Below are 17202 nucleotides of genomic sequence, written 5' to 3' on the forward strand. Positions count from 1 at the left end.
AAGATTATGAATACTTTTAAAGTGCAATTTTTCTCTCCTGATGATCAAATTTCATTCAGTGGAGTGGTTTCTCTTTCAGTAACTGGGCTCGAAGGGGAGCTTATGATTTTAGCTCACCATGCTCCTTACTTAATTTATTTATTGCCTGGTATGATTACTGTTAAAATGAGTAACCAAATAGAAAAGAAGGTTGTAATTGATAGTGGCGTATTAGAAGTTGCAAATAATAGTTGTAGCATTATAACAAGTCAAATTCAGGTTTTTGATCGTGCAATTCATGATGAGAAATCGTTTAAAAATAAGAGAATTAGTATATATTTAAGTTATCTTGATGAGAAGTTTCTTTCTTAGTTATTTTAGGCAAAAAGTCAATTATCATTCAAGTGGCTATAAGATTTTTGCTCAGGGGGCTCTTTTTTGTCATCCCAGAAACCCCGGGGTGTCATCCCAGTGTCGGAGTACTTTAGGTGTATGATCCCAGAGTGTGATGGTATGGGACCATACACCTAATCAAATAAAAATTAAAGAAGGAGAGTTGGTTGTAACGGTTGGAGATAACGACTTTGTTTTACCTGGAATTTACGTTGGATAAACTACAAAAAATAACAGGTAAAAATCAACGTAAATTTAAGATAAATCGATTTTATTAGTATTATCAAATCAAAATCTGTTTTTAATTAATCAATAATACTTTTTTACATATTTTCATCCCCTTTCATGGATTTTTTAATTTTATAGATGATATCTAATATTATTAGAAGCATTGTAAAATATCTTATGAGAAAAGTTATAAAATATATTAGCATTATTGGTATTGCATGTTTAGTATTGTTATTTTTTATATCTAATGTGGAAACACGCGTAAAAACACAGGAAGAACAATTATTCCTAGCTGTAGAAGATGGTAATGCACAAGAAGTAAAACTATTACTCAAAAATGGTGCAGACCCAAATTGACCTTACCCAGAAAAAGTAGAGAGAAAGTTAAGACGTTTTTATCATGAGAATAAATTGTGCAGGAATGCAATAGTTAATAGTAGAATGTCTACGTTATTTGTTACAAAAGATTTCTATGTATTCAAATATGGCAGTTCTGGTTTGTTGAGCGAGAAGTATCAATAAGCAGCTCCCTTTTAAGTGAACTTTTCTGCAACAGAGTTATCGTAACAACAGCCCTTATGGCTCATGCTGGAAATGATGTTTTTTGTATTCAATAGAAATTGGTAATTTTGAGAGGTATACTGTGACCCTTGATCGCTATGTAACAGCAGATTTTTATCGGGTTTGCGTTTATCAACGGCCATCAATAAAGAATCTATAACTAATTATCATGTTACTCATTAACCACCATGCGTGAATATAGGTCAATTATTGCCGCCAACAACCTTCTTTAGTTTTTATGTAGGTAATCCCAAACTTTATTTGGCTGATCAGTAGTAAAATTTTGATCCAATGTGTTCGGAGCCACAACTCGGTTGCTTATTTGCTGTTTTTTATTTTTGAACCTTCGTCTAAGCTTGGTTTTAATGCCATTTTCTTGCATAACACTTTGTACTGTTTTAATTTTTGCCTAAAGCTTTTAATTCAGCGTGAATTTTAGGGGCTCCATATCTGCATTTAGAATGCTTGATGTATTTTTTGAATATCTGCTAGAAGCCCTTCTTTTGCTAATTCTTTACTGCTTTTTTCCTTAGCAACCAATACCACCAGTACAAAACCCTACATAGTTCCTGTGTTTTATAGCAATTTCTATATAAAAGAATACTTTACTCTTTTTCTTTGCCCAGGGCTTTTTTTAAGATGTCTCTTTCTCTTATTAGCTCTTTTTTTAGATCAAATCTTTCTTTGTCATAAGGAGCCTTTGCCTGGAAATGCGTATGCTCCAGACATTTTTCCATCATATTTTCTTACTTAACATACTGCCATCTATACCTAGATCTTTTGCTATTTTTGTACTTGCTTGACCTGTTTCTTTAACCAGCTTAACAGCTTCTAATTTGAATTCTGCTGTATATTCTCTTCTATTTGTCATATTTTGAAAAAACGTTTTATTTTACTCCAAAAACGTCTTAACTTTCTCTCTACTTTTTCTGGGTAAGGTCACTTACAACTTACTTTTAATTAGTCTAACCCATGCGTGCCAATCCCTCTCACCAAGATTGCTTTCAAAAGATAGGAGATCCTTTACAGCTTTTGAGCAAATTTCTTCACTTGGAATTGATAACTCCTTATTCATTGCTAACGTTAAACATTGAGTTTTGCACGCTTGTTCTAAATGATACGTGTAAAACATTGCTTCTTGTATACTCCGACCACACGTTATAGATCCATGATTACGCATTAACATGACAAAATTTTCTTTCAGATCAGCTATTAACCTCTTTCCTTCTGTATCGCTAAGTGCTAGGGAATTATAATTATGGTAAGAGATTTTATTGTAAAAGTGCAGTGCCCATTGACTTATAGGAAGCAGCCCATCTTTGAGAGAAGAAACCGCTACAATAGAAGGTGTATGCAAGTGAAAAATTGCTTGAATATCTTTCCTTGCTTGATAAACAAAACCATGAATTATATAGCCAGTTCTATTATATTGATATTCTTTGCCTTCAACTACATCTCCATCAAATGATACTTTCATTAACGAACGTTCATCTACTTCATCAAAACGCATACCAAACGGATAAATATAAAACGACTTTTGATCTTCAGAACGCACTGAAAGGTGAGTATATGTATGATCATCGAACTTAAGGTAGGACAAAATCTGATAGGCATAGACTAGATCCCTTTTTACTCTGCTCTTTGTTAACAACACAATCCTCTGTTAGAATCTTCTGAAGGTTTATACGCGAAAAGAGACTTGTAGTAAACTAATAAGTCTATGCCACTCTGTCTTGCTTTCTGAATACCAAACACTTTTGTGTTGTAGCTTGCTTAAAAATAGTTATCGTTATTATAGAGTTTATATACAGAATTTATGTTTTTAAATTACACAATATCTTAACTACAAAAATAATTTTCTATATAATATTTCATATGTTTTAAAGCTTCATTTTTATGTTATTATAAATGTAAGTTTCAAGATTGAAAATAATATGGTAAATATTAACACAAAAAAACAGCCAGCAGGATTTTTCATATATCTCTCTGGTCTTTCGGGAAGTGGTAAACTTTCCACAGCAATAGAATTATCTAATATGATAGACGCATTAATTGTAAATAGCAAGTTCTATAACAATGTTCAAGCTTGCTCTATATACGATGGTGTCTTTGAACGTGATCCAATACCTAAAGAAGTTCAAGATAGAATATATGGCATTATGCAAATTATGCTTCAGGTAATAGAAAATTATCCGATTCACTCAAAAAATTACATATTTATTGATGAGTTGATGGAAAATAATGACCAGAACATGAGGATGTATGATTCAATAGTAAGGCTTAGTAAAAAAATGGGCACAGAAATCCTTCCTGTAGTACTCAGGTGCGATCTACTGACATTACAAAAGCGTATTGCATTAAAAAGGCAAAGAAAAAATAGGAGGGTGATTAATGTAAATAACGTTATAGAGAAATTGAGGACTAACGATTCATTTATACCACCGAGTGCCATAGAGATAGAAAATTCAAATATGAGTATAAAAGAAGTAGCTCAAGAGATAGTAAACCAGATGCACAAGCTTAGCCAAATTGCGTGTATGCAAAAGAATAATCTATAGCAATTTCATATACTGAGGCTCATTTAAATATAAAGCTTCAACTTCGTTTAATTTTTGCTTGTTCTTCAGTCTATAATGAACTAATAGTCCTGCATGGCTAGCATTTAAATTGCAATCCATATGTGTAATGCTTGTAGCGTGACCAGGGTCACATGCTGCAGTTGGACCAGACAGCGGCAATAAATTGAAATCAAATAACTGCGTATAAAACCCTTGAGCATTTTTGATTATAGCTCTGATATTTTTTTTGCTATTTTTACAAAGCAAAGATATTGCATAGGCTTGAACTTCCAGCGCACTAACTCCATATAACGGCTTATTTGTAGCAAGATTTATACCTTGTGCTGCTGATATACCAACTCTAATTCCAGTGAAACTTCCTGGTCCAACTACTACCGCTAAATGGTCTATTTTATCGTAGTTATAATTGTGCTTATTAAATAAAGTATTTAAAGTTTTAAAAAATGATTCTGCATGACTATTGCTGGCGGAATTGCGCTCTATAAAACAATTACCATCATAATCAACTATTGCTATTGAACTACCAATACCTACAGTATCAATCGCTAAAATAGACATTACTTAAGCTTATCATAGAGTTTTGCAAACATCATAGTAAAGGCACCATTACCCATAACATTTGCTGAAGTGATTATTGGATCAAACACTATATACAATGCTGTAATTAACGAAAGCATTTCTGGAGAGAATTTGAGATGTTTCTCAAGAATAGGTAGCATTACCATAATTCCTCCTGCCGGCACTGCCACGATAGCAAACTTAAATAACAAAAAATAGAGAAGAAAAGTTACATAATCTATTGTGAATAATGAATAACCGGAGGCAATTATCATTGATAATATTATAATAAAAAAGCAATCACCTACTAAATGAAAGCTAGCAGTTATTGGTACAACAGACGATGCTATGTCAGGTTGCTTTACATTTTTTTTGCTTCCTTCAAGAGTAAGCGGCATAGTTGCATTACTAGACATTGTGCTCATTGCAGTAATAAATGCCGGTATCATATTGCCTATACTAGCTATCCAGCTTGTAACCTTGAATGAATTTGCTGCTCCATATAAGAGGAAAACATAAAGGTAGGTTGCAGATGCTATAATAATGAAAATTATTGAGTAATCCTTAAATATTATAGATAAAACTTGATCATGCTGCATTTTTAAAGCAAGCCCAAGTACAAATATTGGAATAATCGGCGTCAAAAACGTTTTCAAAATAAAGAGAGTTAAATCTAACATTTTGTTCGAAAGCTCTTTGCTTTTCTTGGGTAGCAATGTGGACACTACTATGCTGGATACAAATCCACAAGCAAGGGCATAAAAATTAGAAAGGAGTAGCGGCAGCCTAAACGACCATAAAGGAACAATTGTTTCTTCATACGTTATATCTTGTATTGAATAAGTGTTTTGTATGATAAAATGCCCAACAGAATAAGCTATTAAACTTGAAGCCAGATTCGATAAGAAGATCATTATAATAAGTAATAATATAAACTTTATAGCTGACTGCTTAAGATTGTTAACACTGCTAAAGATTAACGCAAAAATAACAAAAGGCATTATAAATAGCAAAACCTCTTTTATACTAAGGCTCACTGAGTACAAGAAGGTTTTTATTTCCATTGGAACTAAATGACCAAAGAATGCAGCTGAAGTGATGACCGTGAGTAAGATTAGTAGTTGTAGCACGTTCTTATATACCAATGTTCTATGGACATATATATGGTAAGTTAGTTGTTAAGTAAAGCAAAACTGCCTAAACTGCACAGCAAATGGTGTAATGAAAGTAGCTGACACTGGAATGACAAAGAAGAGTGAAATTAGCACTCACTTATTATTCGTGTCGTTTTCAGTAAAAGCCTCCTCCCATGTGCCTTGAGTTGCTGCACGGCTATACTCTGTTACTCTATTTTCAAAGAAATTCGTATGTTCCACGCCATTTAGTATTTCATCAAGCCACGGAATAGGATTATCATTGACATCATATATGGACTCAAGACCTAATTGCATTAACCGTCTGTTTGCTACGTAGCGTATGTAATTGCGCACTTCTTCTGCGGATAGTCCTTCAACATCTCCTAAATCAAAGGCAAGCTTTATGAATTCGTCCTCAAGTTCAACGATGGTGCGACATGCAGAATATAATTCCTCTTTAAACTCGTTGTCCCAAATTTCATTATTCTCTTTAATAAATGTATTAAATAACATGATAATTGAATTGGTGTGCAAAGTTTCATCACGGGCTGACCAGGCGATTATCTGCCCCATTCCTTTCATTTTTCCAAAACGTTGGAAATTGAGCAAAATTGCAAATGATGTAAATAACTGCAACCCTTCAGTGAATGCACCAAACACTGCTAGAGTTTTAGCTACATGTTTTTTATCGTGTTTTTTGCTTTCCTCGAATTCCAACATATATTCATATTTCTTTCTCATAGCATCATACTTTAAAAATGCTTGATACTCACTTTCTGGCATGCCAATTGTGTCTAAAAGATAAGAATAAGCTGCAATGTGTATGGTTTCCATATTGGAAAAGCTTGCAAGCATCATGCATATTTCTGTTGGCTTAAATATATTTGAATAATGCCTCATGTAGCAGTTATTTACTTCAATGTCTGCCTGAGTAAAAAATCTAAAGATCTGGGTTAGTAGATTTTTTTCTACACTTGAAAGTTTAGTTTTCCAATCCTTCACGTCATCAGCGAGCGGAACTTCTTCAGGTATCCAATGGATTCTTTGTTGCTGCAGCCACGCATCATACGCCCAAGGGTAATTAAAAGGTTTGTATATTGGATCTGCTTCTAACAATGACATAAGACACCTATTATTTTCTAAAGTAAATATTATATTAAGTGATATTGAGAATCAGTCAATTTAACTTTTTTGAAATTTGACGGCAGATAATTTATTAGTGTATTATAGCTTCAAGTAATTTATCAACAGAAATGCGAGTATTAATATCTTTTATTTTATTATTTACAGTGAGCTGCACTCACACTATTCACAATCACGGAGCTCCTGGCATTAGTGTTGAATTGTGGAGCAAGATAAAAGTAGGTGACGATAAAGAAAAAGTGGTTCACACTTTAGGATCACCAACATTAGTATCAAAGTTCGATGACAATGTTTGGTACTATGTCTCATATAAAATTAAACAAGCCAATTTTTTAGGAAAAAGGAAGTATAGTAGTAAGTCTCTGCAAATTTCATTCGACCAGGACGGTAAAGTTGAAGATACAAAAGAAACTGACATCTTAGAGAGATCTTTGGCTGTTTCTGATTGAAAGTTTGCTCAGATCTTCCTACGTCATACCGCGGTTCATTCCATAACTGTACGAATATTGTGATTTTAGTCCACTAGGAAGGATGTTACCCAAGTAGCATGACACTTGTATCTGGAATCTATTTTGTACGCAATTCCATCATTGAATTACATTTTCGTGTGAAATGTGACGTTCACAACATTCATGCAGCTGCAATTACTTTAGCTATAGAATAAAGTCTAGTGTTACTTCACGCCAAATGTGGTGGTGCTGAATAGGCAAGCCGGTTAATGGGCTACATTTATATACTGCACGCATTGCGTTATCTGCTATCGACCTGAAAAGTGGATTATCTCGATAGGAACTACTGTCTGCTATATCGGCCATAATTATCTCACCTTGACTGGATAATAATAAGTTGATTTTTATACTAAAATTTTCTTTGTAAGCTATGCTTTCAGGAATGCTCCAGCATTTTGTAAGTTTGTCTCTTATAGAGTTAATAATTTCTGTTACAACTAATTCATCCTTTTTGCTCTCAACGCTTTTTTCGTTTCCTATTTCATTCTTTGCCTCTTTAACATCCCTTCTTAGTTTCTTCTCTACACTTTTTTTTCTTTTTGGAACAGGAATAAATTCTTTACCCTCGTTAATAATGACTTCTTCTTGCATTTCGATAATTTGCCTCGGTTGTGCTACAACAGTGTGCCCAACTGTTTCTTTTTTCCTTTGTGGTATAGAAACAACTGACGTATCATTCGTTTGGGCTTTTGTTGAAGGTAACGAAAAAAGCAGAAAACCACATGAAGATAAAAAAAGAATGTAATTAGAATAGAAAAAACGCATATGTTAAGCAGCTTGTTTTACTGGTTTAAAGCTAATATTGCATGTAAAGTCAATATATTTTAGTTGATGGACAAGTTTGAAGTAAATAAGGAATCCCTTCAAAGTTGCAGGCAAGCGAAAGATTGCCTTCTCGACAGACAAAGAATTGTATAATGGATTAAAAGGAACCGTATGACAAAAATTATAGGAAAAGAATATACAGAATTTTTAGAGCAGTTGAAAGATCGTATTGCAACAAGCCGTTATAAGGCAGCGCTTGCAGTAAATAGTAAGCTTATCTTGCTCTACCATTATATTGGAACAGAAATCTTAAAACGGCAAAGAGAACACGGCTGGGGAGCTAAGGTAATTGATCAATTAAGTAAGGATTTGAGAAGTACATTTCCAGAAATGAAAGGCTTTAGCACGAGAAATCTGAAGTATATGCGTAAGTTTGCCGAAGAATATCCTGATGTTGAATTTGTGCAGGAGCCTCTTGCACAATTAACTTGGTATCACAATATCACTCTTTTGGAAAAAATAGAAAGTCATGAAATAAGATTATTTTATGTAAAAAAAGCTATTGAACATACGTAACATTATGGTGATGCAGATAGAACTTGGACTACATAAACGTCAAGGAAAAGCAATAACTAATTTTAAAGAAAAATTACCATCTCCACAATCCGATCTAGCACATTACACATTAAAAGATCCGTATATTTTTGATTTTTTAAGTATAGGTAAGGATTCTCATGAAAGAGAAGTAGAAAAAGGACTCGTAGGGCATATGGAAAAATTTCTGTTAGAACTCGGTGAAGGATTTGCATTTGTTGGTAGACAATTTCATTTAGATGTTGGTAATAAAGACTTTTATATTGATTTATTATTCTATCATTTAAAGTTACGTTGCTTCGTAGTGATTGAACTAAAAGATAAGGATTTTAAGCCGGAATATGCTGGTAAAATGAATTTTTATCTTTCTGCAGTTGATGATTTACTGAAGCACTCGACAGATCAACCTTCTATAGGGTTAATCTTATGTAAATCTAAAGACGATGTACTTGCTAAATATACACTCCGAGACATGAACAAGCCAATAGGGCTAGCAGAATATCGAATAACTGAAAATCTACCAGAGAACATAAAAACAGCTTTACCGACGATAGAAGAATTAGAAGCTGAATTATCCAAAATTTCAGACGAGGAAAAGTAATGTTACTAAAATCATTCAAACAATTATTTAGCAAACCAAAAGCTCAGTATGAAATGCATCAGGCTCAGGAAGAAGAGTGGCAGCCAATAACTTACTCTCTCATAGCCTTGAAACTTTGGAAGCAAACAGTAACGGAGTAAGTGATTTTTATGGATTACACGCTCTAGGTGCACTATCCTATATATCATACGGTCAATACACTCTAAATGAGATGGAAAGATGAAGGCATCATTATAGCTGCTAAAAAATACGGCGATAAAAACTTAATTCTTTCTCTGTTTACAAAAAATCATGGAAAGCGCAGGGGATTAACTAAGCTAACAAACAATAGCAATTATAAGTTTCAGATAAGTAATCTATTACATGCAGAATGGAGTGCTAAGTTACCTGAAAATCTAGGTTTTTTTAAGTGCGAATTAATCGAATCTCCATTCCATCATTTCTTTCAAGATAGGTTAAAAAGCATTACTATTGTTTCTTTCTCCTCTATTTTAGAAAAAGTGCTTCCAGAAAGTGAACCCTGTGCCGTGCTGTATGACAATTTTCGATATTTCATCGATGTAATTAAACACAACAATCAGTCTTGGCAAAGCCATTATCTTAACTTAGAGCTTCTGCTTCTTACGCAATTGGGATTCAAATTAGACTTATCCAAATGCGCTGTAACAGGTGTTAAGGAAAATTTACAATTTATTTCTCCAAAAACTGGTAGAGCAGTGTCAAAAAAAGTAGGAGATTATTATGCAGATAAACTCCTACCTTTTCCACAAATGTTGCATGATGTATACAATAATACCCTACAAAACAGCTACTCATTCCAAGAATTTCAGTTAGGACTGAAAGTCACAGGATATTTTTTAAATAAGTATCTATTTTTGCAGTTAAACGTGAAATTTCCAGAGCTGAGAAACCTCATGTTGTCGCTTTAATCTTAGCAGTCCTACGTCATACCGCGATTCATTCGCGGTATCTCTTAGCATAGATCCAGCTAACAAGTAGCGGGATGACGAACTTATCGTCATGCCACCGCGAACCGTCATACCGTGATTTATTCACGGTATCTCTTAGCATAGATCCAGCTAACAAGCAGCGGGACGACGGTTGTCAGGGTGTCATCCCAGCGCCCCTATGATGTCATCCCAGCGCCCCTATGATGTCATCCCAGTGTCCAGACACTGGGATGGCTTTGTTGCATCGCTACTTATGAAAGGCTAACTATAGTTAGGATTATAAGCAACCTATTGAAAATCTTGTTTTTTTGCAATCAATCTGATCAAATTTAAGAATAGTAATTTATTATTTATATTAATAAATTTAATTCTATTGAAAATAGCTAAAGCATTGAAATTCTTGAATTTTAGCCGGATTAGTGAGTGGTAGTGAAATTTCTTTTACTCAAATTTAGGTATTCACTGACCGTTCTTGTTATAAATACCAGAATAATAAGCTACTGATATTCTCTACCTTTTTTATCTTTATCCATCATAGCTAGCGATGCAACAAAGCCCACCGGGATCCAGAAAAATTTGCTTGTGAACAAGCAAACTAGCATGGAAAGTGGTTACAACGTTTTCGATGAGATTATATGGAAAACTGGATTCCAGTGTCAAGCACTGGAATGACAAGGTATAAACCTTATCGTCATGCTGCCGCGAACCGTCATACCGCGATTCATTCGCGGTATCTCAGCATAGATTCCGCTAACTAGTAGCGGAATGACGGTTGTCGGCAAACTTAAGCCACTTTAGCTATAGCCAGTAACCACTCTATTTCTACCACTGTTTTTTGCTTTATATAAATATTTGTCGGCACGTACTATAAATTCTTTAATATTGTCAAGGTCAGATTCTTGCATTTCTGCAATTCCAATGCTCACAGTTACATCGTGGGTTGTATTTTTATCCGCAAGTATAAAAGGTTTTTTAGCAATAATTTTGCGTATTCTTTCCGCAATAGTATACGCATCTGATGTATCGGTATCTGGCATTACAACAACAAATTCCTCACCACCAAATCTAGCTAACAAATCTGTCACTCTAATATTTTCAGAAATTCTTCTCTGTATTTGCTTTAAAAGTTCATCTCCAGCACTATGCCCAAAACTGTCATTCACCATCTTAAAATAGTCTATATCAAGTATCATAAGAGACAACCTTCTATCCTTTTCCACAGAGTCCTTAACAATGTTTCTTAAGTGTGCATCAAAATATCTTCTATTATAACAGTTAGTTAATGGGTCCTTTATAGACATTTCCGCATTATTAAATAAATTCATTCTCAAGGCATCTTGATATCTTTTGCGTTTCACTTGCGAATTAACCCTTGCTATTAACTCACCCTCATCCAAAGGTACTGTTAAATAATCATTAGCACCTACATCAAGTGCTTTTACTAAATTGTTTTTATCATAATCCTCAGAAAGAATCAGAATTGGTGTATAACGTGTTTCCACCTTACTACGAAACTCAGAACACAAACGCAAGCCGTCAGTTTTTGAAAATTGCATATCAGAAATGATCAGGTCGTAACCATTCTCAATACCAACCTTCAATGCTTCTATTGGATCACTCAGTATTTTAATTGACCTAAAGCGTTGCTTTAATATATTATATATCTGCTCTGCTTGATGAACATCCTCATCTATAACAAGTATGTTAGCATCAAAAATCTGATTGGAATAATCCATAATACTGTTTCCTGCGACTCCACCAATCTCAGCGTTAGTTTCTCCTCTCAAACGCAATTCATCGATAATCATCTTTAAGCGTGTGAGAGACTTAATTCGTGCAGATAAAGCAGTTTTGTTTATTGGTTTAGTCAGAAAATCATCCGCGCCAGCATTAATACCTTGCACTCTATCATGAGTATCATGCAGCGCAGTTACCATAATTATTGGAATATGGGTTGTCAAGGGATCACTCTTTAGCTCCTTACAAACTTCAAAGCCATTCATCTTTGGCATCATGATATCAAGTAATATAATATCAGGCTGCTGCTTTGCTACTAAATCTATAGCTTCTTCACCATCATGAGCTACGATAACCGTATAGTACTCTGCTTTTAGTCGAGCTTCTAAAAGCTTGACATTAGATAGTACATCATCTACTACCAGAATCTTCGCTGTCATTATCTTTAGATGTATTATCTATATCGTAAGTAGGATAAAGCTTACCATTTTTACCAACTATGTAATTTACTTTCTCAGTATTACACTCTTTATATAAGTCTTCAATTCCGGCATCCTTCAATAACCTTCTGGCTTTTAACCTTACAATTGTAAAATACCTATATATAGTCTTAATAAAATCAATAAATACAGGTACCTTATTTTTATCAAGAACAATTATGCTCACTAAAGCTACAACTAAAATTTCTGAAAGACCTATATTGAACATTTTCCTATGAAGCAAGTACTTTAATCCTTCTGATTATAAATATTAATTTGCTTAAATCAAGTTTAGAAGCAACCATCTCATCTAAAAAACTATTATAACGTTCTATGTAGTCCTTATCATCACAAGCCCAGGTTTGAACCTTATCTTCGGGGTTATCAGTAGCTTTTATGACTTTAACAGCTAGCTTGTGATGGTAATTGCTTAAATCGTCCAATAAATCATTAACTAAGCTGCGATCCCAATAAGAAGAGCGGCTTTTCATCTTGATGGCAATTGTTCTAATCAGATCGAATCTTAACAGCGACTTTAACTCAAAGTATATTTTACCAGCATCAAGAATGGACAAAGATGTCTGTTCAGCAACAGATATAATGTCCAGTGCATAAGCAAGAACGCATAGATCAGCAACTTTTTTTGCTAGATCTTTATTTATATTAAGTTCTACTAAAGAAGTTGATCCATGGCTATAGATCTTTAATAGGTGTTCATCTAAAACATCAGTTAAGTTCTGGCCTAAAGTTTCAATTGCATCTTTAAATTTTGTAACATCATCCAATTCTACAAAGCTAAGCTTGCCAAGATTTTTCACTAGCCAAAATGATACTCTGCCAATAAATTTCTGCACGTTCCTCACTATTTGTAAGTATGAGTTAACATCAATTTTTCCATCCAATTCATCAATTTTCTGCCACAGGCTGTTTAAATCATACAGGTGGTTAACAACAATATATATGTTAACCGCTTCTTGTATCTTAATTCCAGTGTTCTCAGCCAAATTATTGATGAATATACAGCCCATTCTATTCACTACATCATTTGCAATGCAAGTAGAGATAATTTCTCTACGAAGTTGGTGTTTTAATATGAAATCCTTAAACTTTGTTACCATCTTTTTAGGAAAATAACCTAGCAAGTAGTCATGAGATATAAGATCTTTTTCAGACAGATCGGAATGTATAATTTCATTTTTTATTGCTGTTCTAGCATAAGACATTAGAACAGAGAGCTGAGGAGAACTGAAACCTTCTGCACCAGTTAACATCCTTGCTATCTCTTCTTCAGTTGGAAGAAATTCTACGCTTCGGTTTAACAGCCCAGATTTTTCTAAACTGAGCAGTAACCTGTGGTGCTGCTCCAATCTCTCTTTAGCTTGCAAACACTCAAGAAGTAATGCTTTTGTTTCAATTTTGTTGTGGTTCTCAAGCACTTTGGATGCAACTTCATCCACCATACTTGCCAGTATTTCATTCCTTTTTTCTAAAGAAATACCCCCTGCTTTCATAGCTGAAACAAATGCAATCTTAATGTTAACTTCAAGGTCCGAACATATCACTCCGGCTGAATTATCAACAAAGTCTGCATTGATATATCCACCTTTTTCAGCATATTCTATTCTTCCAAACTGTGTACAACCAAGATTTCCACCCTCTATAAACATAGAAGCTCTAATATCTTTACCATTCACTCTTAACTCATCGTTTGCTTTGTCACCGACCATGCTATGATTTTCACTCTTTGCCTTAACAAACGTGCCGATTCCTCCATTCCATATGAAGTCCACTTTTGCTTTCAACAGATATCTAATCAAATCACTTGGAGGTAGCATATCTTCTGTTATATCAAAGCACTTTTTTATTTCTTGAGAAATGTTTACTTGCTTACTGCTACGCTCAAATACTCCTCCACCCTGAGAGATCAAATCTTTGTTATAATCCATCCAGGTTGAAAATGGTAACTCAAAGAGACGTTTACGCTCTGTGAAACTCTTTTCTGCATCAGGGTTTGGGTCAACAAAAATATGCATATGGTTAAATGCGCCGATTAAATGTATATTTTTTGAAAGCAGCATACCGTTTCCAAATAGATCGCCAGCCATATCTCCAATCCCAATTACAGTTACATCTTGGTAAATATCCTTATTCATTTTCCAAAAATGCCTCTGTGCTGCAATCCATGCACCTCTTGCTGTGATACCCATCTTTTTGTGGTCATAACCTGCTGATCCACCAGATGCAAATGCATCACCAAGCCAAAAATTATACTCAGAGGCTATTTGGTTGGCATAATCAGAAAATGAAGCAGTGCCTTTATCTGCCGCAACCACCAAGTATGGATCGTCTTCATCATACCTAATCACATCCTTTGGTGGAATTATTTTACCATCAACTACATTATCAGTAATATCAAGCATTCCTCTAATGAAACTCTTATAGCACTCAACACTTTTCTCTCTTAAAATATTCTTATCTTTATAAGCTTGCTTTATTACAAACCCACCCTTTGCACCAACAGGGACAATAACCGCATTTTTTGTCATCTGAGCTTTCATGAGCCCCAAAACTTCAGTGCGAAAATCTTCCGTCCTATCCGACCACCTTAAGCCACCACGGGCTAATTTCCCTCCTCTTAGATGTATCCCCTCAAAAAGGTTTGAATAAATATACAATTCACGATACGGACGAGGATCAGGTAAACCATTTATTTTACTTGAGTCAAATTTTGTAGATAAATATGGTTTATCGTCTTGATAATAACTGGTCCTTAAAGTAGCCATTATCAAGTTAAATATCGAGCGCAAAACGTAATCATGTGAAACATTGCTGATCTCTTTTAGAAGTTCCTCAATTTTTTCTCTGACAATGTCCGTAGTTTCTGCTCTATCAATGTCTATGTTAGGATCAAATCTTGCATGAAATAGTTGTATCAAATACTTTACTATTTTTGGATGCTCTGAGACTACCTTTTGGATATATTCTGGATTGTAGTTAAATGACGTCTGCTTTAGGTAAGCACTTAACGCTCTAACCAGAAGCACTTCTTTCCACTTGAGCCCAGCAATAATGATCAAACTATTGAAATAGTCATTTTTAATTTCCTTGCTAAACACTTTCGCAAGTGTTATTTCAAATTGCTCTTTTAGAGTAATGTTGTCTATTAATTCATCGACTCTTGACAACACAAAATGGTGTATCCATATTCCGCCGTTAATTTCTATGTAATAGCCATTATGAGATAGAATCTTAGCTCCCAAATTCTTAGTAATTCTTAATATCTTCGATAATTCAAGACCTCCATTGCTCGAAGTGTAAACCTTTAATTGATAATTAAGATTGTCACGAGTAAGTCTTAAATCGACCTCGCTAACTCTTTTTTTCCTCACTATCTCCAATTTTTTCATATCGTAATATGCGTCATGAGGTTCGAAACTCTCTTGATAGCTTATTGGAAATGCCTTGCAATAACGGATGAATATATCCTCAACAGTGCTAAAAGTATTATATAAATTGTCTATAAAACGATCTTCCCATTTTTCCGTAATGTTCCTTAATTTGTTTTCGATACGCAAAACTTCATCATCAGGAATACTAGCGTTTTTAGCCTTTAGCACCACGTGCAATTTCATTAAGTCATATTCGTTTATAATGTGGTGGTTATAAATATCTGAACTTTCTGCATTTATCTCATCCTTCAATATATTGCTTATCTTGAGCATTAGCCTGGAGCTAGCATAACGCATCGGTATCAGCACTATACAACTAGTAAACGCTCCCTTACTTCTTAAGCATAACTTGACTCTTGGTCTTATTGCAAGGGACATAATAGAAGTACAAATTTGAAATAATTCTTTCTCATTAGACTGGAACAATTCATCACATGAGAATACTTGTAAAATATAAATTAGAGCTTTGTTATTGTGGCCCCCGGTTACAAACCCTGCACTTTTTTCTATAACTTTAACTTTATCTCTTATTATTGGAATAGTTCTAATATCTTGGACCTCCGCTACAGAAGTAAATAGCCCGAAAAAACGCCGTTCCTTTACCACATTACCCTGGTCATCAAATTCTTTTACTCCTATACAATTCATGTATGTACGCCGATGGACTATTGAGATTAGATCTGATCTCAATATGTATAGGGAATCAAGGTTTGCAGAAGGAATCAACGTACTTTGACCTACTCTCATCAGGCCAAGGTCCTTTTTGCTGTCACAGACGAGTTTTTCATCTTTACCAGCAATATATTCTTGATAACCTAGAAATACGAAGTTATTATTCTTTAACCAAACTAGAAAATCTTTTTGCTCTTGATTTCGGTCTGGTGTCATTCCAGTGCGTGACACTGGAATCCACGTGTCCTTTTCCTGGATCCCAGTATCAAGTACTGGGATGACAGAAAGACTTGCCTCATCAAGTTTCTTGAGCATTAAGTGCCAATCTTTCACAACGCAATTAACCGCTTTCAGCGTTTTCTGTAGAGATTCTTTTAATGTATCAACAAAGCTGTCACTTATACCTTTGATAATTACATATATGACTGACTCTTTGACTCCATTGCTTTCTTCCAAAGAGTAAATCTCGTCTATTAGGCCATCTTTTCTTTTAATGTTAATTATGCTGTTGCTGTAATAGCATATGGTTAAATTGTGCGATTTAATAGTTGCAATAACAGAATCAACCAAAAATGGCATATCATCGTTTGTTATCTTAATCGTGGTAAAATCGCCTTCTATTCCTGGTATATCATCTATATTGCTTACTACTAACTTACTTTCATCTTTCTCTTTTTGAGAAACAAAATTGTAAGCATCGTTTACAATATATAGCAAAAACTTATCATTGGCTTTTAGGTCGCTTTTATAAACAAAACTATAAAAATACTTAATGAATTTTTTAATTTTTTCTTTATCTTGCTGATTTTCTTGATCAGCTAGCTTAAATAAAGACTCAGTGTCAACATTATGATCTATACACATTTTTT

General features: G+C 34.3%; 17 protein-coding genes and 1 pseudogene. 7 read left to right on the forward strand and 11 right to left on the reverse strand.

The window, feature by feature from the left end; all coding sequences use genetic code 11:
- The first annotated feature begins 6 nt into the window (after positions 1 to 6).
- Together AAGD59_RS01995 and AAGD59_RS02000 are read left to right on the forward strand one after the other, a co-directional pair.
- Positions 7 to 351, forward strand: coding sequence for a F0F1 ATP synthase subunit epsilon (locus AAGD59_RS01995; protein ID WP_265027940.1), 345 nt, complete (start codon positions 7 to 9; stop codon positions 349 to 351).
- A 387-nt stretch (positions 352 to 738) separates the two neighbouring features.
- Positions 739 to 957: an ankyrin repeat domain-containing protein gene (locus tag AAGD59_RS02000; protein WP_010962434.1), complete on the forward strand. Its 219-nt coding sequence runs from the start codon at positions 739 to 741 to the stop codon at positions 955 to 957.
- A gap of 176 nt (positions 958 to 1133) precedes the next feature.
- Here AAGD59_RS02000 and AAGD59_RS06905 read toward each other — a convergent pair whose 3' ends face one another.
- The 4 genes from AAGD59_RS06905 to AAGD59_RS02015 form a co-directional block, all read right to left on the reverse strand.
- A complete protein-coding gene (locus AAGD59_RS06905) occupies positions 1134 to 1319 on the reverse strand; it encodes a DDE-type integrase/transposase/recombinase (RefSeq protein ID WP_338062968.1) in 186 nt (61 codons plus the stop codon).
- 447 nt (positions 1320 to 1766) lie between these two features.
- Positions 1767 to 1901, reverse strand: a complete 135-nt coding sequence (locus tag AAGD59_RS02005; RefSeq protein WP_007548509.1) for a hypothetical protein — start codon at positions 1899 to 1901, stop codon at positions 1767 to 1769.
- Positions 1898 to 2032, reverse strand: coding sequence for an IS3 family transposase (locus tag AAGD59_RS02010; RefSeq protein WP_007548354.1), 135 nt, complete (start codon positions 2030 to 2032; stop codon positions 1898 to 1900). Before AAGD59_RS02010 ends, AAGD59_RS02005 begins: the two co-directional genes overlap by 4 nt.
- A gap of 72 nt (positions 2033 to 2104) precedes the next feature.
- Positions 2105 to 2815: a class II aldolase/adducin family protein gene (locus AAGD59_RS02015; protein ID WP_041573502.1), complete on the reverse strand. Its 711-nt coding sequence runs from the start codon at positions 2813 to 2815 to the stop codon at positions 2105 to 2107.
- A gap of 280 nt (positions 2816 to 3095) precedes the next feature.
- Between AAGD59_RS02015 and AAGD59_RS02020 the strand changes: the two genes are divergently transcribed.
- Positions 3096 to 3719, forward strand: a complete 624-nt coding sequence (locus AAGD59_RS02020) for a hypothetical protein (protein WP_015588891.1) — start codon at positions 3096 to 3098, stop codon at positions 3717 to 3719.
- On the opposite strand, the gene tsaB is transcribed toward AAGD59_RS02020, so the two are convergent.
- From tsaB to AAGD59_RS02035, 3 genes are all read right to left on the reverse strand, one after another.
- Positions 3714 to 4298, reverse strand: coding sequence for a tRNA (adenosine(37)-N6)-threonylcarbamoyltransferase complex dimerization subunit type 1 TsaB (tsaB, locus tag AAGD59_RS02025; RefSeq protein ID WP_265028045.1), 585 nt, complete (start codon positions 4296 to 4298; stop codon positions 3714 to 3716). The genes AAGD59_RS02020 and tsaB overlap by 6 nt on opposite strands.
- Positions 4298 to 5428, reverse strand: coding sequence for a cation:dicarboxylate symporter family transporter (locus tag AAGD59_RS02030; RefSeq protein ID WP_015588889.1), 1131 nt, complete (start codon positions 5426 to 5428; stop codon positions 4298 to 4300). The genes tsaB and AAGD59_RS02030 overlap by 1 nt, the downstream gene beginning before the upstream one ends.
- Positions 5429 to 5566: 138 nt before the next feature.
- Positions 5567 to 6556, reverse strand: coding sequence for a ribonucleotide-diphosphate reductase subunit beta (locus AAGD59_RS02035; protein ID WP_265028046.1), 990 nt, complete (start codon positions 6554 to 6556; stop codon positions 5567 to 5569).
- Positions 6557 to 6687: 131 nt separating this feature from the next.
- Between AAGD59_RS02035 and AAGD59_RS02040 the strand changes: the two genes are divergently transcribed.
- A complete protein-coding gene (locus AAGD59_RS02040) occupies positions 6688 to 7026 on the forward strand; it encodes an outer membrane protein assembly factor BamE (protein ID WP_006279908.1) in 339 nt (112 codons plus the stop codon).
- Positions 7027 to 7230: 204 nt separating this feature from the next.
- Here the strand turns inward: AAGD59_RS02040 and AAGD59_RS02045 are convergent, their stop codons facing one another.
- Positions 7231 to 7851, reverse strand: a complete 621-nt coding sequence (locus AAGD59_RS02045; RefSeq protein WP_015588888.1) for a hypothetical protein — start codon at positions 7849 to 7851, stop codon at positions 7231 to 7233.
- Positions 7852 to 8022: 171 nt separating this feature from the next.
- Here AAGD59_RS02045 and AAGD59_RS06910 point away from each other — a divergent pair.
- From AAGD59_RS06910 to recO, 3 genes and pseudogenes are all read left to right on the forward strand, one after another.
- A pseudogene (locus AAGD59_RS06910) lies at positions 8023 to 9046 on the forward strand (PDDEXK nuclease domain-containing protein).
- Positions 9047 to 9122: 76 nt separating this feature from the next.
- Entirely contained in the window at positions 9123 to 9269 is a 147-nt protein-coding gene (locus tag AAGD59_RS02060) for a hypothetical protein (RefSeq protein ID WP_007548499.1), read from the forward strand.
- Positions 9253 to 9975 (forward strand): DNA repair protein RecO, encoded by a 723-nt coding sequence (recO, locus tag AAGD59_RS02065; protein ID WP_141456877.1) that lies wholly within the window; start codon positions 9253 to 9255, stop codon positions 9973 to 9975. The genes AAGD59_RS02060 and recO overlap by 17 nt, the downstream gene beginning before the upstream one ends.
- An 815-nt stretch (positions 9976 to 10790) precedes the next feature.
- On the opposite strand, the gene AAGD59_RS02070 is transcribed toward recO, so the two are convergent.
- Genes AAGD59_RS02070 through AAGD59_RS02080 form a run of 3 tightly spaced genes read right to left on the reverse strand, consistent with a single transcriptional unit; the run spans position 10791 to position 17197 of the window.
- Entirely contained in the window at positions 10791 to 12173 is a 1383-nt protein-coding gene (locus tag AAGD59_RS02070; RefSeq protein ID WP_015588886.1) for a PleD family two-component system response regulator, read from the reverse strand.
- The gene (locus tag AAGD59_RS02075; RefSeq protein WP_010082258.1) at positions 12145 to 12441 is read right to left on the reverse strand and encodes a hypothetical protein; all 297 of its coding nucleotides are present in this window, start codon (positions 12439 to 12441) and stop codon (positions 12145 to 12147) included. Before AAGD59_RS02075 ends, AAGD59_RS02070 begins: the two co-directional genes overlap by 29 nt.
- Positions 12442 to 12445: 4 nt before the next feature.
- On the reverse strand, positions 12446 to 17197 hold the full coding sequence (locus AAGD59_RS02080) for an NAD-glutamate dehydrogenase (protein ID WP_174516771.1): 4752 nt from the start codon (positions 17195 to 17197) through the stop codon (positions 12446 to 12448).
- Between the last annotated feature and the right edge of the window lie 5 nt (positions 17198 to 17202).

The sequence above is a fragment of the Wolbachia endosymbiont (group A) of Cephus spinipes genome, assembly GCF_964026895.1.
Lineage (GTDB): Bacteria > Pseudomonadota > Alphaproteobacteria > Rickettsiales > Anaplasmataceae > Wolbachia > Wolbachia pipientis.

Bases quoted from the DNA above. Each gene is read 5' to 3' on its own strand.
- recO (WP_141456877.1), top strand. From the start codon at position 9,253: ATGAGATGGAAAGATGAAGGCATCATTATAGCTGCTAAAAAATACGGC.
- AAGD59_RS02020 (WP_015588891.1), top strand. From the start codon at position 3,096: ATGGTAAATATTAACACAAAAAAACAGCCAGCAGGATTTTTCATATAT.
- AAGD59_RS02000 (WP_010962434.1), top strand. From the start codon at position 739: ATGATATCTAATATTATTAGAAGCATTGTAAAATATCTTATGAGAAAA.
- AAGD59_RS02045 (WP_015588888.1), bottom strand. From the start codon at position 7,851: ATGCGTTTTTTCTATTCTAATTACATTCTTTTTTTATCTTCATGTGGT.
- AAGD59_RS02035 (WP_265028046.1), bottom strand. From the start codon at position 6,556: ATGTCATTGTTAGAAGCAGATCCAATATACAAACCTTTTAATTACCCT.
- AAGD59_RS01995 (WP_265027940.1), top strand. From the start codon at position 7: ATGAATACTTTTAAAGTGCAATTTTTCTCTCCTGATGATCAAATTTCA.
- AAGD59_RS02040 (WP_006279908.1), top strand. From the start codon at position 6,688: ATGCGAGTATTAATATCTTTTATTTTATTATTTACAGTGAGCTGCACT.
- AAGD59_RS02080 (WP_174516771.1), bottom strand. From the start codon at position 17,197: ATGTGTATAGATCATAATGTTGACACTGAGTCTTTATTTAAGCTAGCT.
- AAGD59_RS02005 (WP_007548509.1), bottom strand. From the start codon at position 1,901: ATGATGGAAAAATGTCTGGAGCATACGCATTTCCAGGCAAAGGCTCCT.
- AAGD59_RS02070 (WP_015588886.1), bottom strand. From the start codon at position 12,173: ATGACAGCGAAGATTCTGGTAGTAGATGATGTACTATCTAATGTCAAG.
- tsaB (WP_265028045.1), bottom strand. From the start codon at position 4,298: ATGTCTATTTTAGCGATTGATACTGTAGGTATTGGTAGTTCAATAGCA.
- AAGD59_RS02010 (WP_007548354.1), bottom strand. From the start codon at position 2,032: ATGACAAATAGAAGAGAATATACAGCAGAATTCAAATTAGAAGCTGTT.
- AAGD59_RS02075 (WP_010082258.1), bottom strand. From the start codon at position 12,441: ATGTTCAATATAGGTCTTTCAGAAATTTTAGTTGTAGCTTTAGTGAGC.